This window comes from Corynebacterium silvaticum (genome assembly GCF_004382825.2).
Lineage (GTDB): Bacteria > Actinomycetota > Actinomycetes > Mycobacteriales > Mycobacteriaceae > Corynebacterium > Corynebacterium silvaticum.
Window position 1 is genome coordinate 180,390 of the sequence record NZ_SDQO02000004.1, and the last position, 18,875, is coordinate 199,264.

The 18,875-nt window shown below is 54.5% G+C and carries 19 protein-coding genes and 2 pseudogenes; 11 read left to right on the forward strand and 10 right to left on the reverse strand.

Translation table 11 applies throughout. From position 1 onward, the window contains the following. The first annotated feature begins 49 nt into the window (after window positions 1–49). Complete coding sequence (locus ET810_RS10665) at window positions 50–340, forward strand: exodeoxyribonuclease VII small subunit (RefSeq protein WP_087453710.1); 291 nt, start codon at window positions 50–52, stop codon at window positions 338–340. Window positions 341–365: 25 nt separating this feature from the next. Here ET810_RS10665 and ET810_RS10670 read toward each other — a convergent pair whose 3' ends face one another. Continuing rightward, a complete protein-coding gene (locus ET810_RS10670; protein WP_087453709.1) occupies window positions 366–935 on the reverse strand; it encodes a DUF4245 domain-containing protein in 570 nt (189 codons plus the stop codon). A gap of 299 nt (window positions 936–1,234) precedes the next feature. On the opposite strand from ET810_RS10670, the gene glpX reads away from it, so the two are divergent. The 4 genes from glpX to ET810_RS10690 all read left to right on the forward strand — a co-directional run bounded on the left by glpX (window position 1,235) and on the right by ET810_RS10690 (window position 6,260). Then, the gene (gene glpX, locus ET810_RS10675; protein WP_087454857.1) at window positions 1,235–2,245 is read left to right on the forward strand and encodes a class II fructose-bisphosphatase; all 1,011 of its coding nucleotides are present in this window, start codon (window positions 1,235–1,237) and stop codon (window positions 2,243–2,245) included. Window positions 2,246–2,506: 261 nt separating this feature from the next. Continuing rightward, window positions 2,507–3,910, forward strand: a complete 1,404-nt coding sequence (locus ET810_RS10680) for a class II fumarate hydratase (protein ID WP_087453708.1) — start codon at window positions 2,507–2,509, stop codon at window positions 3,908–3,910. A 128-nt stretch (window positions 3,911–4,038) separates the two neighbouring features. Continuing rightward, a complete protein-coding gene (locus tag ET810_RS10685; protein WP_087453707.1) occupies window positions 4,039–4,689 on the forward strand; it encodes a TetR/AcrR family transcriptional regulator in 651 nt (216 codons plus the stop codon). Then, complete coding sequence (locus ET810_RS10690; protein WP_087453706.1) at window positions 4,686–6,260, forward strand: MDR family MFS transporter; 1,575 nt, start codon at window positions 4,686–4,688, stop codon at window positions 6,258–6,260. The genes ET810_RS10685 and ET810_RS10690 overlap by 4 nt, the downstream gene beginning before the upstream one ends. A 67-nt stretch (window positions 6,261–6,327) precedes the next feature. On the opposite strand, the gene ET810_RS10695 is transcribed toward ET810_RS10690, so the two are convergent. From ET810_RS10695 to ET810_RS10705, 3 genes are all read right to left on the reverse strand, one after another. Continuing rightward, a complete protein-coding gene (locus ET810_RS10695; protein ID WP_134316030.1) occupies window positions 6,328–6,888 on the reverse strand; it encodes a GNAT family N-acetyltransferase in 561 nt (186 codons plus the stop codon). Between the two features lie 79 nt (window positions 6,889–6,967). Continuing rightward, entirely contained in the window at window positions 6,968–7,606 is a 639-nt protein-coding gene (locus tag ET810_RS10700; RefSeq protein ID WP_134316031.1) for an LGFP repeat-containing protein, read from the reverse strand. Window positions 7,607–7,742: 136 nt separating this feature from the next. Next, on the reverse strand, window positions 7,743–8,438 hold the full coding sequence (locus tag ET810_RS10705; RefSeq protein WP_087453703.1) for a LysR family transcriptional regulator substrate-binding protein: 696 nt from the start codon (window positions 8,436–8,438) through the stop codon (window positions 7,743–7,745). Between ET810_RS10705 and ET810_RS10710 the strand changes: the two genes are divergently transcribed. From ET810_RS10710 to ET810_RS10720, 3 genes and pseudogenes are all read left to right on the forward strand, one after another. Beyond that, window positions 8,437–8,868 carry a DUF5997 family protein gene (locus tag ET810_RS10710; RefSeq protein WP_087453702.1) on the forward strand — a complete coding sequence of 144 codons (432 nt, stop codon included), beginning with the start codon at window positions 8,437–8,439 and terminating at the stop codon, window positions 8,866–8,868. The genes ET810_RS10705 and ET810_RS10710 overlap by 2 nt on opposite strands. Before the next feature lie 268 nt (window positions 8,869–9,136). After that, window positions 9,137–9,765, forward strand: a pseudogene (locus ET810_RS10715) (TetR family transcriptional regulator). A 70-nt stretch (window positions 9,766–9,835) separates the two neighbouring features. Beyond that, window positions 9,836–11,530: pseudogene (locus tag ET810_RS10720) on the forward strand (MDR family MFS transporter). Window positions 11,531–11,610: 80 nt separating this feature from the next. Here the strand turns inward: ET810_RS10720 and glyA are convergent. Further along, complete coding sequence (gene glyA, locus ET810_RS10725; protein WP_087453701.1) at window positions 11,611–12,900, reverse strand: serine hydroxymethyltransferase; 1,290 nt, start codon at window positions 12,898–12,900, stop codon at window positions 11,611–11,613. A 249-nt stretch (window positions 12,901–13,149) separates the two neighbouring features. Here glyA and coaA point away from each other — a divergent pair, with 249 nt between their 5' ends. Next, window positions 13,150–14,076, forward strand: a complete 927-nt coding sequence (gene coaA, locus ET810_RS10730; RefSeq protein WP_087453700.1) for a type I pantothenate kinase — start codon at window positions 13,150–13,152, stop codon at window positions 14,074–14,076. Here the strand turns inward: coaA and ET810_RS10735 are convergent. From ET810_RS10735 to mca, 4 genes are all read right to left on the reverse strand, one after another. After that, complete coding sequence (locus tag ET810_RS10735) at window positions 14,073–14,573, reverse strand: flavodoxin domain-containing protein (RefSeq protein ID WP_087453699.1); 501 nt, start codon at window positions 14,571–14,573, stop codon at window positions 14,073–14,075. The genes coaA and ET810_RS10735 overlap by 4 nt on opposite strands. Then, window positions 14,570–15,367: an isoprenyl transferase gene (locus tag ET810_RS10740; protein WP_087453698.1), complete on the reverse strand. Its 798-nt coding sequence runs from the start codon at window positions 15,365–15,367 to the stop codon at window positions 14,570–14,572. The genes ET810_RS10735 and ET810_RS10740 overlap by 4 nt, the downstream gene beginning before the upstream one ends. Before the next feature lie 69 nt (window positions 15,368–15,436). Next, window positions 15,437–15,721: a hypothetical protein gene (locus tag ET810_RS10745; RefSeq protein WP_134316032.1), complete on the reverse strand. Its 285-nt coding sequence runs from the start codon at window positions 15,719–15,721 to the stop codon at window positions 15,437–15,439. A 364-nt stretch (window positions 15,722–16,085) separates the two neighbouring features. Beyond that, a complete protein-coding gene (gene mca / locus ET810_RS10750) occupies window positions 16,086–16,952 on the reverse strand; it encodes a mycothiol conjugate amidase Mca (RefSeq protein ID WP_087453696.1) in 867 nt (288 codons plus the stop codon). Between the two features lie 212 nt (window positions 16,953–17,164). Between mca and ET810_RS10755 the strand changes: the two genes are divergently transcribed. Both ET810_RS10755 and greA read left to right on the forward strand, forming a co-directional pair. After that, the gene (locus ET810_RS10755) at window positions 17,165–17,626 is read left to right on the forward strand and encodes a DUF4307 domain-containing protein (RefSeq protein WP_134316033.1); all 462 of its coding nucleotides are present in this window, start codon (window positions 17,165–17,167) and stop codon (window positions 17,624–17,626) included. Between the two features lie 269 nt (window positions 17,627–17,895). Continuing rightward, the gene (greA, locus tag ET810_RS10760; RefSeq protein ID WP_087453694.1) at window positions 17,896–18,417 is read left to right on the forward strand and encodes a transcription elongation factor GreA; all 522 of its coding nucleotides are present in this window, start codon (window positions 17,896–17,898) and stop codon (window positions 18,415–18,417) included. 79 nt (window positions 18,418–18,496) lie between these two features. Here greA and ET810_RS12105 read toward each other — a convergent pair whose 3' ends face one another. After that, window positions 18,497–18,766: a hypothetical protein gene (locus ET810_RS12105; RefSeq protein WP_171487372.1), complete on the reverse strand. Its 270-nt coding sequence runs from the start codon at window positions 18,764–18,766 to the stop codon at window positions 18,497–18,499. Between the last annotated feature and the right edge of the window lie 109 nt (window positions 18,767–18,875).

Below are 18,875 nucleotides of genomic sequence, written 5' to 3' on the forward strand. Positions count from 1 at the left end.
TTACGCACAACGCTCTTATCCCAATCAACAACTAGCAAGGACAACTTTGATGAATAGCGACGTGATTGGTCACGGAACCGGCGAAAACTCCTTCACTGCCGTTGAACAACTCAGCTATGAGCAAGCTCGCAACGAACTAGCTGAAATTGTTCGCATCCTGGAACTCGGTCAAATGAACCTAGACGAATCCCTCGCATACTGGGAACGTGGCGAGGCTCTTGCCAAACGATGCGAGGAACATCTCGCCGGGGCAGCACACCGCGTAGAGCAAGCTTTGGCACAAGGAACAGAAAAATCCGCCGCCGAACACACTGCCGACGACGGAGAAGACGCCTTCTGAGGGGGCGTCGTAAAGCTTTTCGTTCCTACTGCGTAGAAATCGGCTCTGCTTTTATAACCCGAGAGATTAACTCATCAAAGTTTTCCTTGGGCGCAGCGCCGCTGACTAGGATGCGGGAGTCTCCCAGGTCTGCGATCCACAGCGCGCGCACTCCTTTTTCCTCGGAGGTGTACTCCGAAACGGTGACGCCCTCTACGGTGTGAGAACCAGTTTTTTCGCGAACATGTGAGTCAAATGCTGCAGCAGCTTCCTTCTCCCCCAACCCAGTTTGTTCCAGTTGGATAAAGGAAGCCCCATTAATCACCCAACCCACAACCGGCGCAGGAGTTCCTCCCAAATCATCCCGGCGCGCGGAATTAGCCACCCACCCGGGTATCTCTCCTGGGTAACGCACTGGAAACCCCATGCTGCGGGCTTCGAGGTGAAGATACGTTTTCGCGTCGACGGCATGGATGGGGCCATTTTCCGGCGCCCCCTTGTTAAAGCTGCACATTCCGGTAAAACCAATGATAAGAGCAGCAACAAGAAGGATCACGCCAAGAGACAACACGATGTCTCTGCCGTTCTGATAAATACGAGGTTTCTCCACAGCCACGCACAACAGTATGGCACGACTAAGCCACGACCGTGCGAAGAAGTCCTCTCCTAGCCGTTTCTTTTCCTCCTCCCTCCCTAGGATGGCTCCCCCTACAGCCGTAGTGCGATGTCCTTCTCACTAGTTTAATTTTGCGCGAGAGGTCACATTTCCGCACTTTCGGGTGTGCTGGTCAACCACCGCGGGGCAAGAGGGTGCAAGAATGTATGGATATCAATAATCCCCCGCTGGGAAAACAACCGGCGAGAGACCTCGTTAAATTTCTGCAGAATATACAGGCGCCACAGGAGGCCACCCTCATGACCAACCTTCATCCAGAAATTCCAGACCGTAACCTAGCGCTTGAACTCGTGCGCGTCACCGAGGCCGCAGCTTTGGCTTCAGGGCGCTGGGTCGGTCGCGGAATGAAGAACGAAGGTGACGGCGCGGCCGTCGATGCAATGCGCAAACTCATTAATTCGGTCCAGATGCGTGGCGTCGTGGTTATCGGAGAAGGCGAAAAAGACGAGGCCCCCATGCTGTTCAACGGCGAAAACGTGGGAACTGGCGAAGGCGCTGAGGTGGATATCGCCGTAGATCCTATCGACGGCACCACGCTGATGGCAGAGGGCCGCCCTAATTCAATCTCCGTGCTCGCAGCTGCAGAACGCGGTTCTATGTACGACCCATCCGCAGTGTTCTACATGAAGAAAATCGCCGTGGGGCCTGAGGCTGCCGGTTCCATCGACATCGAGGCTCCAGTCGCGCACAACATCAACGCCGTAGCAAAAGCAAAGAACATCGCACCCGATCAAGTGACTGTTGTGGTTCTTGACCGCCCTCGCCACGCGGACCTTATTAAGGACATCCGTGAGGCAGGCGCAAAGGTCCGGCTCATTCGCGATGGCGACGTCGCCGGTGCCGTAGCAGCAGCCCAGGAAACCAACTCCGTGGACATCATGATGGGCACGGGTGGAACTCCCGAGGGCATCATTACTGCATGTGCAATGAAATGTATGGGCGGAGAGATCCAAGGCATGCTCGCTCCCCGCGATGACGCCGAGGCCGACCGCGCACGTAGCGCGGGTCATGACCTCAGCCAAGTCCTCCTCACCAATGACCTAGTCAGCTCAGACAACTGCTTCTTTGTGGCAACCGGCGTGACCAATGGAGATATGCTCCGCGGCGTGAGCTACCGCGCGAACGGCGCTACCACGCGCTCCCTTGTTATGCGTTCCAAGTCTGGAACAATCCGCTACATTGAGTCTTCCCATAAATTGCAGAAGCTACAGGAATATTCGATCGTCGATTACTCCAAAGTAACCAAGTAAGTCCCCTGAATTCCAAGGTGGTCTAGCCCAATGTGAGGTTAGACCACCTTGAGTTTTACCCCCGCGCTGCAGCGTTCCCGCATTGAAGTACGTCACATTACCCGCGGGCTCCATATCCTAGCCACATACGCCAGATTTTTTCGGCATACTTGTACTCGTGTGAGTACATCGTCTTACCCTTTAGTTCCATATATCGGAGCTTATATACCGGGGCGATGTCCACGACCAAGAGAAACTTCGTATCACAAAGGTGGATCATTCATGACTGAGCAGCAGTACCGCATTGAGCACGACACCATGGGTGAAGTAAAGGTTCCGATTGATGCTCTATGGCGAGCACAGACTCAGCGCGCTGTGGAGAACTTCCCCATCTCAGGTCATGGGCTGGAATCCGCACAGATCCGCGCAATGGGATTGCTCAAAGCAGCTTGTGCACAGGTAAATAAGGATCGTGGCCTCCTCGACGCAGCACAGGCCGACGCCATCATCGCTGCGGCTAAAGAAGTTGCAGAAGGCAAACACGACGAGCAGTTCCCCATTGATGTGTTCCAGACGGGCTCTGGCACCTCCTCCAACATGAACGCCAATGAGGTCATCGCCTCTATTGCTCACGCAGCTGGCGTTGAGGTACACCCCAACGACCATGTCAACATGGGCCAGTCATCCAACGACACGTTCCCTACGGCTACCCACGTTGCAGCCACTGAGGCTGCCGTTACTGACCTGATCCCAGGCTTGAAAGTTCTCCAGGAGTCCCTAGAGAAGAAAGCCAAGGAATGGGAAAACGTGGTTAAGTCCGGCCGCACGCACCTTATGGATGCTGTCCCCGTCACCTTGGGCCAGGAGTTCGCCGGCTATGCACACCAGATTGAAGCTGGTGTCGAGCGAGTCGAGGCTACGCTTCCGCGACTAGGAGAGCTGCCTATCGGCGGAACCGCCGTTGGCACAGGACTTAATACTCCCGCAGACTTCGGCGACAAGGTCACTGCAGAGCTCGTAAGCCTGACCGGTGTTAAAGAGCTGCGTCCTTGCGCTAACCATTTTGAGGCACAGGCAGCCCGCGATGGCCTGGTGGAATTCTCCGGCGCAATGCGCACCATCGCTGTGTCGCTGACAAAGATCGCCAACGACATCCGCTGGATGGGTTCCGGCCCACTCACCGGCCTCGGCGAGATTCACCTTCCTGACCTGCAGCCCGGCTCGTCCATCATGCCAGGCAAGGTCAACCCGGTTCTTTGCGAAACCGCTACCCAGGTGGCAGCTCAGGTTATAGGCAACGATGCCGCCGTTGCGTTCGGCGGCGCTCAGGGCGCATTCGAGCTCAACGTTTTCATCCCGATGATGGCGCGTAACGTGCTTGAGTCTTCTCGCCTCCTAGCCAACACGGCCCGTATCTTTGCTACCCGCCTGGTGGACGGAATTCAGCCGAATGAAGAGCGCATGAAGACCCTCGCAGAGTCCTCCCCCTCCATCGTGACCCCGCTCAACTCCGCCATCGGCTATGAAAACGCCGCTAAGGTCGCCAAGACCGCTTTGAAGGAAGGCAAGACCATCCGCCAGACGGTCATTGATCTTGGCTTTGTAGATGGTGACAGCCTCACGGAAGAAGAGATGGATAAGCGTCTCGACGTCCTCGCGATGTGCAATACAGATCGTGATAAGTAGGTAACTAGTAGCCACGCTTAAGAGCTGGGAAGGCATGCGGATGTCTTCCCAGCTCTTCGTCTTTTCTGGGAGAAACCTCTCCTAACGAAATTTTGCACAGAGTAAATTGTTGCACTAAGTTTATTTTTATGGCGAATTATTCCGAACTCCCCCTGCGCGAGCGGAAACGCCGACAAACTTATGCAGCTATCGAGGACCACGCCACCAGGCTCGTCCTTGATCGAGGATTAGACATCGTCACAGTAGAAGACATCTGCACTGCAGTCGGCATTTCTAGACGCACCTTCTTCAACTATGTTGATTCAAAAGACATCGCAGTATTTGGCAATACCCCTCGATCTCCCCAGCAAGAAGAGATCGCAGAGTTTCTACGCACAAAGCATGACAAACTCACCCATGCGTTAATGTCGCTAGCTCTTAATAATGCTTTTTCCGGAGAACACACAGACGCAGTGCTGCGAGCCGAACTTCTTCGACGCAGAAAAGCGATCAGCCAAAGTAATCCAGAACATGTCAGCTGGTCAAAGCAAAAGATCACTAATTTCCAAAGAGAGCTCTCTGCGATCGTCGTAGATTATTTCACCCGCTACTCCGATGAGCGCGTGCTAGAAACACCGGCAAGCGTTGAGGCAGAAGCCATGGTTCGGATCGTTATCTCCGCGATTCTCATGGGGTACCACCAATGGGCCTCCGACGAAGCCGGAAGCTACGACGACCTAGCCCGCGCCTGTTTCCATGCCCTCGACATCCTCGTCACCTTTGCAAAGAAAAGCTCATGACTCTTTCAACGACGCCCCTCGAACACAAGCCGCAACAAGATCGCCCCATAGGGTGGATCATTGGCGCGCTCATGCTCAGCATGCTCATGGGTTCGCTCGGCCAAATGATTTTTTCCACCGCCCTACCCACAATCGTTGGCAGCCTCGGCGGCGTCAATCATATGTCATGGGTCATCACAGCTTTCCTCCTAGGGCAGACCATCGCGATGCCGCTTTTTGGAAAACTCGGCGACCTTGTGAACAGAAAGCCGCTCTTCCTTTTTGCCAACGCCCTCTTCATGGCAGGCTCGTTACTAGGAGGGTTGGCAAACTCCATGTCCGTTCTTATCGCAGCACGAGCAATCCAGGGAGTAGCCGGCGGCGCCTCAATGGTGCTATCCCAAGCCATTACCGCGGAAGTGACCTCCGCACGAGAACGCGGAAAGTATATGGGACTCATGGGGATGGTCTTCGGAGTTTCCCCCGTCCTAGGCCCAGTCATCGGAGGGTGGATTACAGACGGTCCCGGCTGGCGCTGGGGTTTATGGTTCAACCTCCCCATCGGAGCATTATCCATGACGGCGATTGCCCTATTGCACAAACTCCCCTCTAAGAAACGAGAGTTTCGTTTTGACTGGTGGGGAGCCCTCACTATGGCTTTAGCTACGACGTCTTTGGTCCTTTCCGTGACATGGGGCGGACACGACTACGCATGGACCGACCCGGTCATCATTGGGTTGCTCCTCGGGATACTCGTATTCGTCGTGTTGCTTATCTTCATAGAATTACGCGCTGCCGACCCGATCATTCCTCTTACGCTTTTTAAAAATCGGAATTTTGTTCTCACCACGGGGGCAGGATTATCAGTTGGCATTATTATGTTCGGCTCCATGGCATATCTACCCACCTATCTTCAGATGGTTCACCATATGAGTCCCACGAGGGCCGGCCTTACTATGATTTCTATGATGGGTGGGCTCATCGCAGCATCGATCACCGTGGGGAATCTGGTGGCAAAGACCGGCCGGTATAAGGTCTTTCCTCTCGCTGGACAGATCATTACCTCTATAGCGCTTGTTCTTATGGGTTCCCTTGCTGTCGACGATTCCCTGGTGCGAGTGTGCTGTTATCTTTTTGCCTTTGGCATCGGGATAGGAAGCACTATGCAAATTTTGGTGCTCATCGTCCAAAACTCCTTCCCGCTATCCGTAGTAGGAACGGCCACCGGCGCCAAAAACTTCTTCCGGCAGGTGGGAGGAGCAGTGGGGGCAGCACTCATTGGTTCCATATTCCTAGGAAACCTCAGCCACCAAATGTCGATGCACCTTCCGCCAGCGGTCGAACGCGTAATGCGACTAGGAGGGGATCCAGACCAATTCCATGTTGTAGAAAGCAGCGGCAAACTCACCCCGGCAGCAGTCTCTTCCCTACCAGACATCATTAAAAATGCCATTGCAGTGTCCTACAATGACGCTCTGACTCCTGTTTTCCTTCTCATCGCACCGATCTCACTGATCGCGGTGGTTCTTCTTTCCCTGGTAAAAGAGAAGAAACTAGCCGAGACAATCGAAACAACGGTGTCCAAGCCCTAGCCCCAGCTGCTTTTATAGCCCATAACAAAAGGCTGCACCCACAACGAAGTGCAGCCTTTTTATCGTCTTAGCTGAGGTCTAATGCAGCGGCAGTGTGATCATCTATTTCCGGCTTGGGAAGCAGTTTCTCCCAAATATCGGTGTCACGCCATTGCCCCGCCATTTCGCCGTACGTCATCTTTGCCAAATGTCCTAAGGTCCCCACTTTTTCAAATCCTCGGGATTCATGTAACCGAGCAGAACCTTCATTTTCTGGGAAAATCCATGAATGAATGGACCACATTCCTAGTCCTTGGCACACGTCGATAAGCTTATCTAGGAGCGCTCCGGCAACCCCGCGTCCCCTGGCATCCGGATGAATGTAGATCGAATCTTCCACGACCCCGCGGAATACGGAGCGTGAGGAGATGGGAGCCGCGGATACCCAACCTAGGATCTTCGAGTCGTCTTCCGCGTCTACGGCAACAAAAAGTGTCTCGGGAATCTTAGTGCCCGAGAACTTTTCCCAACTGGGTGCCTCAATTTCATAGGAGGCATGTCCAGTGTTCAACCCGAGGAGATAGATTTGTTGAACCTGCCCAAAGTCTGTCCGACGCAATGGCCGGATATAGAAATCCTTTGTGTGCATGTGTTCAATTCTGTCTAATCGGGCCCTCGTTAGCCACTCGGTATGTCAGCTTCCTTAGGGATCGTGGTGCTTGGGACTCTTATTTCTTCCGTATTTCTGCTGAATATTTCCCTTTTTCATCCCGGATCCATGAGATGATGCCTTTTTCAAATGTTTGACTCCAGCCCCGGGAAATAGCTTCCTCGTCGTCGAGCGGTGCCCCGAGATCAGAGTTCACGCCGCCGCGTGCGATCCACGTTTCCGCAATTTTCCCGATCACGGGCTCAACGTCACCGTTTTTATAGACGAGGTATTTTCCGCCCTCGAATGAGGCCATATATGCACCCCCGCCAACGTGTTCTACACCCGTGAGTGGCCCAAAGTTCCGGGCTTTACCTATTTTTTCCACCAACTCTGAGGGAATCTGTATGGCGGTTCCGTTGGGTAGGAAGAATTGGGTTAAGGCGCTGTCATCGTCGCCTTGAGGAAAATCTGCAAGCTGAGAAAGCGATTTAGAGGCGCCGGCTGTGCTTTCCACTGAGTTTCCCGATTCCGAGGGCGCATCAGCGGAAACCGTATCGTGAGGCTGCGCGTCGGTAGGAAGTAAAGAGCTTGACGCTGGCCCCGCATTACTAGCCTTATTCGTTGCGGATGAGCATGCAGAGAGCCCCATAGCAAGGACTAGGCCAGCTGCTAAGGCTTTTGCCCCTTTCCTCGCTAGCAGACTGTCTTGAGACATAGAATCACCCTCTGTGTGTTAGGCCGTCATGCGAACATACTGCGTCGCCGATTGTGAATGCGAGTCACCCTTTTTAGCAACCACTCACGCCAATCGTTAACAGATCGAGACCCGATGGTTATCTCTTTGTGGCGCCTTATCGACGCCCACGTGGCTTCGTTTTTCGCCCCATCTTCGGTCGTTGCACCTTTGATTTCTTGTCGGCTTCTCTGCGTTGTTGTTTGGCCAATCTCTTCTCCCGGGCACTAAGCTTCTTTTCGCCTGATTGGCGGGAGGAGTTGAGCTTTCTGCCTTTGGCAATTCCCACAAAATCTTGAATGTCCTCGGCATCGCGGTCTTTCTTCCATGTCAAAGCTATGCACGTCTGTCCCACGTGAGTAGGAGAGGTGAAGTCCCGGTGCTCTATGAGTTTTCCGCTCATAGCCTTGATAAGCGGGCGAGGCGCGATGACGTAGCCAACGTTTGCAGCCACCACTTGCAAGGCAGAGCGCAGTTCATCGATGTCCAGTTCCAAGGCATTACCGATGCGGTAATTACAGATCTCGCCTTCCAGGTCTGCGTCGGAAAGCTTATCCAGAAGCGTGAGCGTGTGCTCTTTGGGCAGAGCTATCCCCATGCTTTCTTGATATAACCGCACCACGTGGAGATCCGGGCTGCCGTCGATGCGAGAATCAGGCAGCCTTACCAGGGCTATATCCGCGGAGTCTTCGAGCAGTTGTGTCACGGGATCAGGCGAGGCAGCGCTATGGATTCCGCCGTACTGTGTGCGATCGTCGAATCGGCGCAGCCACTTGTCTGGCTCGGTACCAATGACAAAACTTAAGCTCATCATGGAAAACAATGCTACCGTTGAATGCGTGAATGAAGAATCTGTACGCAAGCCGTCTGGCATAGCAATGAAGCCACAGACCGCTGCGAAGAAGTTGGGCATCTATTTCCCCGCCACTCCAGAGGAGTTCCAAGCTAACGCTCTCACTCATGATGAGTTCGTGGCACTTCAGAGCAATCCCCCTGAGTGGCTGCAAGAATTGCGCCGCACGGGGCCACACCCACGTCCAGTTGTCGCGCAAAAACTCGGTGTCACCATCACCGCGCTTAAGCGCAATGATATGGATAAGGCTTTGACCACCGCGGACATCAAGGAACTCTTGGAAAATCAACCGGAGTGGTTGCGTGCTGCACGCACTGCCCTGGCTGACTCGCGCAATGAGTCCAACAACAATGCAACCTCAAACGATGAGGATAACAACAACCGGGACTAGCCTCCACGGTTTCCCTGCTCGTACCGACGGCTGAAAATGGGTAACCTTACCCGGTTTTCAGCCGTTTTTAATTTTCCAACAGCGCCCCTACCTGCCTTTATTCAGCATTTCGACATTAAATACCAACAAGAAGTGTGACATGTCACCAAAGCTGCTTTTCTTCGACAAATTCACTTAATGAATTTTTGCACGTTGTGCAGTTTCGGGCGTATTCTCACATTCTGTGGCGAGAATCAATAGAAACGCCTGCGGGAACCGTGCCGTACCGATGGAATCCCACAGAAAAGTAAAAAAATACGTACTCATCAAGCTATCGAAGACATCGCAACGCGCCTTGTACTAGAACGTGGTTTTTCCAACGTCACTGTCGAGGAAATGTGCGAGCCGGTCGGAGTGTCCAAGCGGACATTTTTCAACTACTTCGCAACAAAAGACGATGCTGTCCTAGGCACAGGTCCACGAAAACCTACGCCGCAGGAAAAGGAAGCGTTCCTCTCAACTGAACACGAGAACCTCCCCAACGCAGTCCTCAATATGTTGGTGAAGCTCATCTTTGATCCCACTCGTGATGAATATTTTTCTGCTTCCATACAAAAGCGTCGCAGGGAGATCTGGGAGAAAGACCCCGCGCTCATGCAACAGCACTTTGGGCGATTCCACCAGATAAATTCCGAGTTGGAAAAACTCATTACCAAGTATCCTCGCACCCACCCGGCTGCGAGGAAAACAAAGCTCGAAGAAAAACGCGAGGCCACAGTGCTCTGCGGAATCGCCTTCACCACCATCAAACTCGGATTCCAGTCTTTTAATAACGACTATCCCTCACCGCAGCAGCTCCGCGAGGCCTGCGAAGGAATGTTCTCCGCATTCCACGATGTTTTCCGAGCGACCCCCTAACTCCCCTCATTGTACGTCTTGCCAGCCCGCATCAAGACGCCCCTCTTCAATACTTTATTAGGACTTCCCCATGAACACCGTTGACACCGAATCGGTGGACGTCGAAAAGCAAGAAAAACGCAAAGGTTCACGACGCCGCGCCACACCCAAAGCAAAGCGGAAATCGAGCATGACTCCCGAGGAACAAAAGCGCGCCTGGTGGGTGCTCTCTGCACTCATGGTCTCCATGCTGCTTTCCAGCCTGGACCAAATGATCTTCTCCACCGCACTTCCTACCATCGTCGGTGAAATAGGCGGCGTAGACCACATGATGTGGGTTATTACTGCCTACATGGTCTGAGAGACCGTCATGTTGCCGATCTACGGCGAACTTGGAGACATCATCGGCCGTAAAGGGCTCTTCATCGGAGCCCTCATCATCTTCCTCATCGGCTCTATCTTTGGTGGCATGGCCAATACCATGACCATGCTGATCACCGGACGCGCAATCCAAGGTATCGGCGGCGGCGGACTCATGATCCTTTCTCAAGCGATCATCGCCGACATCATCCCCGCCCGTGAACGCGGCCGTTATATGGGATGGATGGGTGGAATCTTCGGCCTCTCCGCTGTCCTCGGCCCCCTCCTAGGCGGCTGGTTTACTGAAGGCATCGGTTGGCGCTGGGCCTTCTGGATGAATCTCCCCCTCGGTGCAATCGCAGTTGCTATTGCGATCTACTTCCTCCGCATCCCAACCCATGAAAAGAAGCCTTTTACGTGGGATTACCTGGGAACCATCTTAATGATCATCGCTACGGTTTCCCTGATACTGGTGACCACCTGGGGCGGCTCTCAATATGAGTGGTCCGATCCACTGATCATCGGCCTGATTATCACTACGGTGGTTTCTGCGGGGCTGCTCGTTCTCGTCGATCTCAAGGCAACTGATCCGCTCATCCCGCTCTCGTTCTTCACCAACCGTAACTTCGCGCTGACCACAGCTGCCGGCTTGGTCCTAGGAATCACCATGTTTGGTGTTCTAGGCTACCTTCCTACGTACATGCAGATGGTCTCCGGCATCTCTGCAACCGAGGCTGGATACATGATGATCCCCATGATGGGACTTTCTATTTGGTCTGGTACACGCATCGCCAAAACTGGAAAGTACCGCCACTTCCCCATCATCGGCATGCTGGTCACGCTCGGCGCACTCGCGCTGTTCCACACGCTTCACACCGATATCTCCCTCTGGCAGATCGGCCTTTACCTCTTCATCCTCGGCGTTGGCTTGGGATTCTCCATGCAAGTCCTGGTTCTCATCGTGCAGAATACGCTCCCGATGGAGGTCGTTGGCTCCGTAACCGCCGTGAACAATTTCTTCCGACAAATCGGCGCTTCCTTGGGTTCTGCCCTTGTCGGCGGCATCTTTGTAGGAAACCTTTCCTCGCTCATGGCTGAGCGTCTTCCGGGAGCTATCCAGCAGCTTCCTCCTGAGCAGCAACAAGCTATGGCTGCGCAAGGCGGACTGGACTCCAATGAAATCACCCCCGCGCTTGTGCACCAATTGCCTGGGCCTGTGCACGATGCTTTCGTTTCTTCTTACAACGATGCGCTTACTCCGGTCTTTGTGATTCTCATGCCGATCGTGATTCTGGCGCTCATCCTAGTATCACTCATCAAACATGAAAAGCTTCGCGACACCACCATCTCGCAGCAGCCTCATAATCCCGATGCAGTGACCGAACCAGAAGAGCCTGCATCCGATTCGCCGGCCACCACGGCCTAAAATCTCAACGTTTAAGCCCCCGACACCAGCGTCACAAAGACGCGCGGTGCCGGGGGCTTTCTCGTATTACCTCGGGCGGATTACAGCAGCTTCCAGTCCTCGAGGCCCTCATAAAGTGGGTACTGCTCGGCGAGCTTGGTCACCCGCGCCCGCAGCTCAGCGACGTTGGCGTTTGCGCCCTGAGCCAGCGCCGTACCGATGATATCCGCAACCTCGCTAAAGCCAGCGGTATCAAAGCCACGGGTCGCCAGTGCCGGAGTACCAATGCGCAAACCGGAAGTGACCATTGGTGGACGAGGGTCAAACGGGACAGCATTGCGGTTCACCGTAATGCCCACCTCGTGCAGAAGATCCTCTGCTTGTTGTCCGTCCATCTGGGAGTTACGCAGATCCACCAGGACCAAGTGAACGTCGGTACCACCGGTCAAAACGTCCACGCCTGCGGCCTTGCAGTCGGCGGAAACAAGGCGCTCAGCGATGAGCTTTGCGCCCTCAAGAGTGCGCTCTTGACGGTTCTTGAATTCCTCGGTAGCAGCAATCTTCATGGCCACAGCCTTGGCAGCAATAGCATGCATGAGAGGGCCACCCTGCTGGCCTGGGAAAACTGCAGAGTTGAGTTTCTTCGCATACTCCTGCTTAGCCAGGATCATGCCCGAACGCGGGCCACCTAGGGTCTTATGCACCGTAGTAGAAACAACGTCTGCATAAGGAACCGGGCTTGGGTGCAGGTCAGCTGCAACAAGTCCAGCAAAGTGAGCCATATCCACCCACAGCTTGGCACCGACCTCATCCGCGATCGAACGAAATGCCTCGAAATCCTGCTGACGTGGGTACGCGGACCAACCAGCGATCAACACCTGTGGCTTCTCCGCCAGTGCTTGTTCCCGCACCTTATCCATATCAACCCGGAATGTCTCGGGGTCAACCTCATATGCGGCAACCTCATAAAGCTTGCCGGAGAAGTTCAGGTGCATACCGTGGGTCAGGTGCCCACCGTGTGCCAGCGACAGCCCCATAATTTTGTCGCCTGGGTTAGCCAACGCCATGAGCACAGCGGCATTTGCCTGTGCACCTGCGTGCGGCTGAACATTTGCAAATTCCGCACCAAAGACCTCTTTTGCACGATTGCGTGCCAGGTCTTCTACGATATCCGCGTTCTCACAGCCGCCGTAGTAGCGGCGGCCGGGGTAGCCTTCTGCGTATTTATTAGTAAATACGGAGCCTTGTGCCTGCAAAACCACACGCGGCACAAAATTCTCAGAAGCGATCATCTCAAGGGTGGATCGCTGGCGATCAAGCTCGCCTGCGATAGCACCTGCAACTTCGGGATCCAATTCGCTCAGCGACTGGTTGCGGATGTCATCTGTCATTGCTGGACCACTTCACCTTTCTCATTATGTAGCCGACCAACAGCGCATAGTGTGGCCGGTAGGGGCACTACGCGAGTAATTCTAACTAATCACTAGACGCACAACAGATTTCGGCTAGAAAAGCAGCCGCGGCCTTGGCTTTATCGCACCCCCGCAGTCATAGACTCTGCTATGTGCAAATGAACACACTTTGAGATTCCGCCCCCACCAATTTCGGGGAGGCACGCACCGCCATGCACAATAGATCTCATGGCTCGCCCGAAAGATTCCAGCCCATACCTTGACTTCGACCGCGATTCCTGGCGACACCTCCGTATGTCTATGCCCCAGGTTCTCACCGAGGAAGAGGTCGTTGAGCTACGAGGAATCGGTGAAAACATTGATCTGGAAGAAGTGGCAGAAGTTTATCTGCCGCTGAGCCGTCTTATCCATCTACAGGTTCAAGCGCGCCAAGAGCTGACTGCGGCAACTGAAACCTTCCTAGGGGAAGAGGCCGCCCATGTCCCCTTCATTATCGGGGTTGCGGGTTCTGTTGCTGTAGGAAAATCCACCACGGCACGCCTGCTCCAGGTGCTTCTGCAACGATGGGAAGAGCATCCGCGAGTCGATCTGGTCACCACAGATGGTTTTCTTTATCCCACGGATGAGCTGAAAAAACGCGGGATCTTGGGTAGGAAGGGGTATCCGGAAAGCTACGATCAACGCGCGCTGCTGCGCTTTGTCACCGACGTAAAATCCGGAAAGCACCACGTTACGGCCCCCGTTTACTCCCACACGCTGTATAACAGAGTGGAAAACCAGGTGGCCACGATCTGCCAGCCAGATATTTTAATTTTGGAGGGGCTCAACGTACTCCAAACTGGCCCAACGCTATCGGTCAGCGATCTTTTCGACTTTAGTGTGTACGTAGATGCCGCCATCGAAGACATCGAGAGATGGTACATCGATCGATTCCTTCACCTGCGCCAATCAGCATTCCGCGCCCCCAACGCGCACTTCTCCCATTACGCAGACATGTCGGACACTGCGGCGGTCAACGAGGCTCGCATGATCTGGCAGACCATCAACCTCCCCAACTTGGTCGAGCACATCCTTCCTACGCGGGTGCGCGCCTCCTTGGTGCTTGGGAAAGACTCCAACCACAAGGTGCGCCGCGTAAGAATGCGGAAAATCTAGGAAGCTGCGTTACGCGCCCATTGGATGACGGGTTGTAGCTTATCGACGTCCACCCGATCCACAACCTTGTTATACCCAGCAATGATGTTCTTATCATTCGCGTTCTTCAGTGGCTTAGCCTTGAGCAATGCCACAAGCGATGCCATTGCTGCCCTATGAGCAGAACTGAGCTGTGAATAGTCCAACCTACCCGGGAGATAAAAACGCGCGCAGTCTTCAGGGGCAGAGCTTCGCATTTGATCGCGTTTCTGGGCTGCGTCGAGAAGCGTCATCCCTACCGCTACGAGCGCGACCGGGTGGGTTTCATGGTATTGCTGCGCGACTTTGATACCGGCGATGCTCGGGCCATGAACCGGGCTGAGAATCACCACAGGGCGTCCGTCGCTAGGAATGGGGACGTCGAGCACAGCGATGCTCAGGGCATCCACCGACTGGGCTAGTGATTCCGCATAGTATTTGGTTGAGCCATACACGGAATGGAACCTGACGTGGATCATTTGCCAAACCTGCGGCTTCGCTTGGAGTATTCCCTGAGCGCACGGAGAAAATCAAGACGTCGAAACGCCGGCCAGTACGTGTCTGTAAACCAAATCTCCGAATACGCAGCTTGCCACAGGAGGAATCCAGACAATCGCTGCTCCCCGGAGGTGCGAATAACTAAATCGGGATCGGGCTGTCCCGAGGTATAGAGGTGCTTAGAGATAGACTCCACGGTGACTTTGTCGGCTATTTTTTCCGCCGTGGTGCCGGACTCGAACTCGCCGGAAATCAGCTCGCGTACTGCGTCTACGATCTCTTGGCGACCGCCATAACCTACCGCGACATTGACGGCCACGCCTGTGTTGTGGGCGGTCTTTTCCTGTGCGTAGTTCATGCGTTCCGCGACTTCCGGCGGAAGTAGGTCTAGGTGCCCCACCAGGCGGAGCCTACAGTTGGTTTCTGGGTCTGCAAGCTCGTCCACCACGTCCCCGATGATGTCAAAGAGCATGTCGAGCTCATCGCTGGCCCGGCCCAAATTCTCCGTGGAAAGCAGATAGACCGTCACCAGCTCCACATCGGTGTCTTTACACCATCGGACCATTTCACCGACTTTTTTAGCGCCTACACGATGCCCATGGGTCACGTCGGCGAACCCAGCCTCGCGTGCCCACCTGCGGTTACCATCGCACATGATGGCAACGTGCGAGGGCTGCTTAGCACCTGCGATCTCTCCTAGTAAGCGCTTCTCATAAAATGGGTAGAGCACCACCTGTAGCGCCGACTTAAGTGGCGATGTGAGGGTCTCTTTCATCTTGTTGCTCCACCTTCGTATACAAGGGCGCCATCTAAGCCAGTAGCGCACCACCGACAGTGTGCCGGCTTAGAACCAGTACTTCTTCCCACGATCAAGAACTCCGGCATCGGCCATAGCCTTATCCAGCGTCTCGGTATCAAAAAGGTCGATTCCCTGCGCTTCTGCGAATAAGCGGCGCCGATGAAGGCGCGTATAGCGGCGTCGAAACGCCCAGCCGATGTAGAGCACAGCAATGAGCAACGCAATCAGCACAAACCATCCAATTGGGGAGGCTTTTCCAAACTCAGAACCCACCGGACCGATGGTTTGAGCGAGGTAGGTGATCGCATTGGCTGGATCAACCGTATTCATCTAAGAGTTCTCCTCATAGTCACTGTCAGTCACTGTCACGTCACCCTCACCAAGTACATCCGATGAGGATCTTTCTGCATTACTTCAACATACGCGTTCCCATATGCCGGCAATGCTGCGCTACAGGGGAACTGATAAATTCTAGCGCGGACTCACTTTCATGGAAAACGCACTTTGAGTAAACAAGGCCCCGCGCTTGCTCTGATCATTCAAGCCGTGTCAGCGCAGGTCACATGAGCTAGCTAAACATGCAGGCCACGGCGAAAACTTAAACGATCAGCCCCAGCCACTCACGGCGGATGTGCCCGGCTGTGAGTTAACCAACAATCCGTTTACACGCTACGCGCACTCTGCGGTCCCGCTATTATCGACCAATTCCAGCGAAAAGGTCATTCTCTGGGATAGCGGTGGTCACTCGTGTTTTTGCCAGCTCAAATTCCTCTGTAGGCCATAACCGCTGCTGATCCGCCACCGGGGTACCAAAGAAAGCCCCTGCGGGATCAATCTGCGTGGCATGCGCGCGCAGGGCGGCGTCGCGATGCTCAAAGTAATCCTCGCATCGGATTTGGGTGGTCACTCGCACCATAATGTCCGCGCGATGAACCTGCCACCGCTCCAGCATGTCCACGTAAGGGCTCTCTTTCCCTTTCTCAATGAGCACGTTGTGGAACATTTGCATCCGTTGGCGGATAAACCCATGCGTGTAATACAACTTGAGCGGTTCCCACGCAGCCCCAAGCTCTGGCTTATAAGACGCCTGCCCCGATCGGTCCCACGCAAGCAGCGATACTTCATGGACTTTAAGGTGATCTGGGTGCGGGTAACCGCCATTTTCATCGTAGGTAATGATCACGTGTGGCTGGAACTCTCGGATCACGGCGACGACCTTATCCGTCACTTCCTCGGTGTCAGCGAGCGCAAAGCATCCTGGTGGCAGCGCAGGCAGCGGATCTCCTTCAGGTAAACCTGAGTCCACGTAACCCAGCCAAAGGTGTTGCGCCCCTATGGCGCGAATCGACTCCGCCATCTCCTGCCTGCGTACCTGAGCCATATTTTCTAGGATTCCTGGCTTATCCATAGCCGGATTAAGGATGTCTCCCCGCTCGCCACCCGTGCAGGTTAAAACGAGTACGTCACAACCTTCAGCGGCGTACTTAGCCATCGTGGCAGCACCTTTGCTGGCCTCATCGTCGGGATGGGCGTGTATGGCGAGAAGACGCAATCCGCGCATGGGAGTGGTCCTTTCCTAGCTAGTCTTTTGTCCTTCAACTATAAAGCCGCAGTTTAGTCGGAGTTGCTGGTACAGGAGGCGGTTGCTGATCGGATACTATGATCTGTGCACAGGAGGCGTCGACAAGGCGCCGACGCTACCCTCACTTCGCCGCAGGTGTTAAGGCAATAAGCGAGATGACGGGTACATGATCTCACCGAGGAGCGTAAGAGATGGCACCGCAAGAGTCTTCGTCGTCAAGCAAGAGCACTACCGCACGCACTCGTTACTCGGGTCCGCACAAACCACAAAAAACATCTACGTTAAGCGGGAAGCTCCTTGTCGTCCTGATCCTGGTCATCGCCGCTGCCATCGCTGTTGCGCTGATCAAGTTTGTGCAGAAAGATCGCCAGACAAAAATTTCCGGGCAGATCGCCAATGTTATGCAGGTCGACGACAATAATTTTGCGCTCACTGTCGACGTAACCAGGGACGATACTTCCGTCGATCATTACTGCATTGTCACGGCTCTGGACTACGAGATGGCCGAGGTCGGGCGCCGCGAGTTCTTCTTGCCCAGCGGAGGCGATAAAACTCAGCGCATCGACGTCCCCATCAAGACTTCCAAGGGCGCTGTATCCGGCAATCTCTATGGCTGTAGCTCTTCCATCCCTTTCTACCTGCACCGTAGCTAACCACATCAAGGGCTACGCACAGCCCCTGAGTGTGCTCTCTCAGCTAAAGCATCTGTGGTAGAATCCCTGCAAAAGCACGCTATCCGCGTGATTCGGCCCCGAAACGTAAGTGTTGCCGTGCCAAGCCGCACGTAAATTCTTTTATTCGGGGCCATCATCATGGCAATAGAAGAGTATCTTGATGCGTATTTTCGCCTCTTAAGCTTTTCATCGCCATTGATTTGCACTGCGGATTGCCTCGATTACCAACGTGTAGAGGGATACGGATTATGGCCGAAAACCAAAAGCAGTACATCACCCCGGAAACCAAGGCTAAGCTCGAAGAAGAGCTCAATGCACTTATTGCACACCGCCCCGAGGTCGCAGCTGAGATCAACGAGCGTCGCGAGGAAGGCGACCTCAAGGAAAACGCCGGCTACGACGCTGCGCGCGAAATGCAGGATCAGGAAGAAGCTCGCATTAAGCAGATTTCTGAGATCCTCGCCAACTCCACCACCGAGCGCGTAGGAATCGTCGAGGGTGTCGCTCACATTGGTTCCGTGGTACATGTCTACTACAACGGCGATAAGGACGACAAAGAGACCTTCCTCATCGGTACCCGTGCAGCAGCCTCTGACAACAAGGACCTGGAGACCTTCTCCGAGCAGTCCCCTCTCGGTGCTGCAGTGATCGGCGCCAAGGAGGGTGAGACTCGCGAGTACACTGCTCCCAATGGCAAGACCATCACGGTGACCGTGGTTACCGCAGAGCCTTATGATTCCACCAAGGCCGCTACCATGCGCAAAAACTAATGCGCCGTATCGCCCGCTGCTTTTATTCCTTTATCGCAGCGGGCTTTTGCCTTTCTGCGCTAGCGTGCACGCCTGCGTCTCACGTGGACTCAACTAAAAAGGTTGCTACCGCCACAAGCGCACGCTTAGCTGCGAGCGTGACGACGCCACCAGCCGCCCAACCGTCACCCACCCGTAGCTCCTCGGATTCTGGGGAGGCAGTGACCAGCGCCCCCTTCCTCTCGCCCACCCCTCCTCTCCTAGCGCCTGGCGAGGTTCCGTCGTTCATCGACTGTGTCGGCTCGCCGACCACTAAGCCTCGCAAAGTCTCCTTATCGTGCACCGATAAAAATGACCGTGTCGTTGACATCACGTGGTCTTCATGGAACGCTTCCGGGGCCGTGGGCACTGGATTCAGAGAAAAGAAAGCAGAAAATACGCGCTCCCCCGTAACAGTGGTTCTTAACAACCCACTGCAA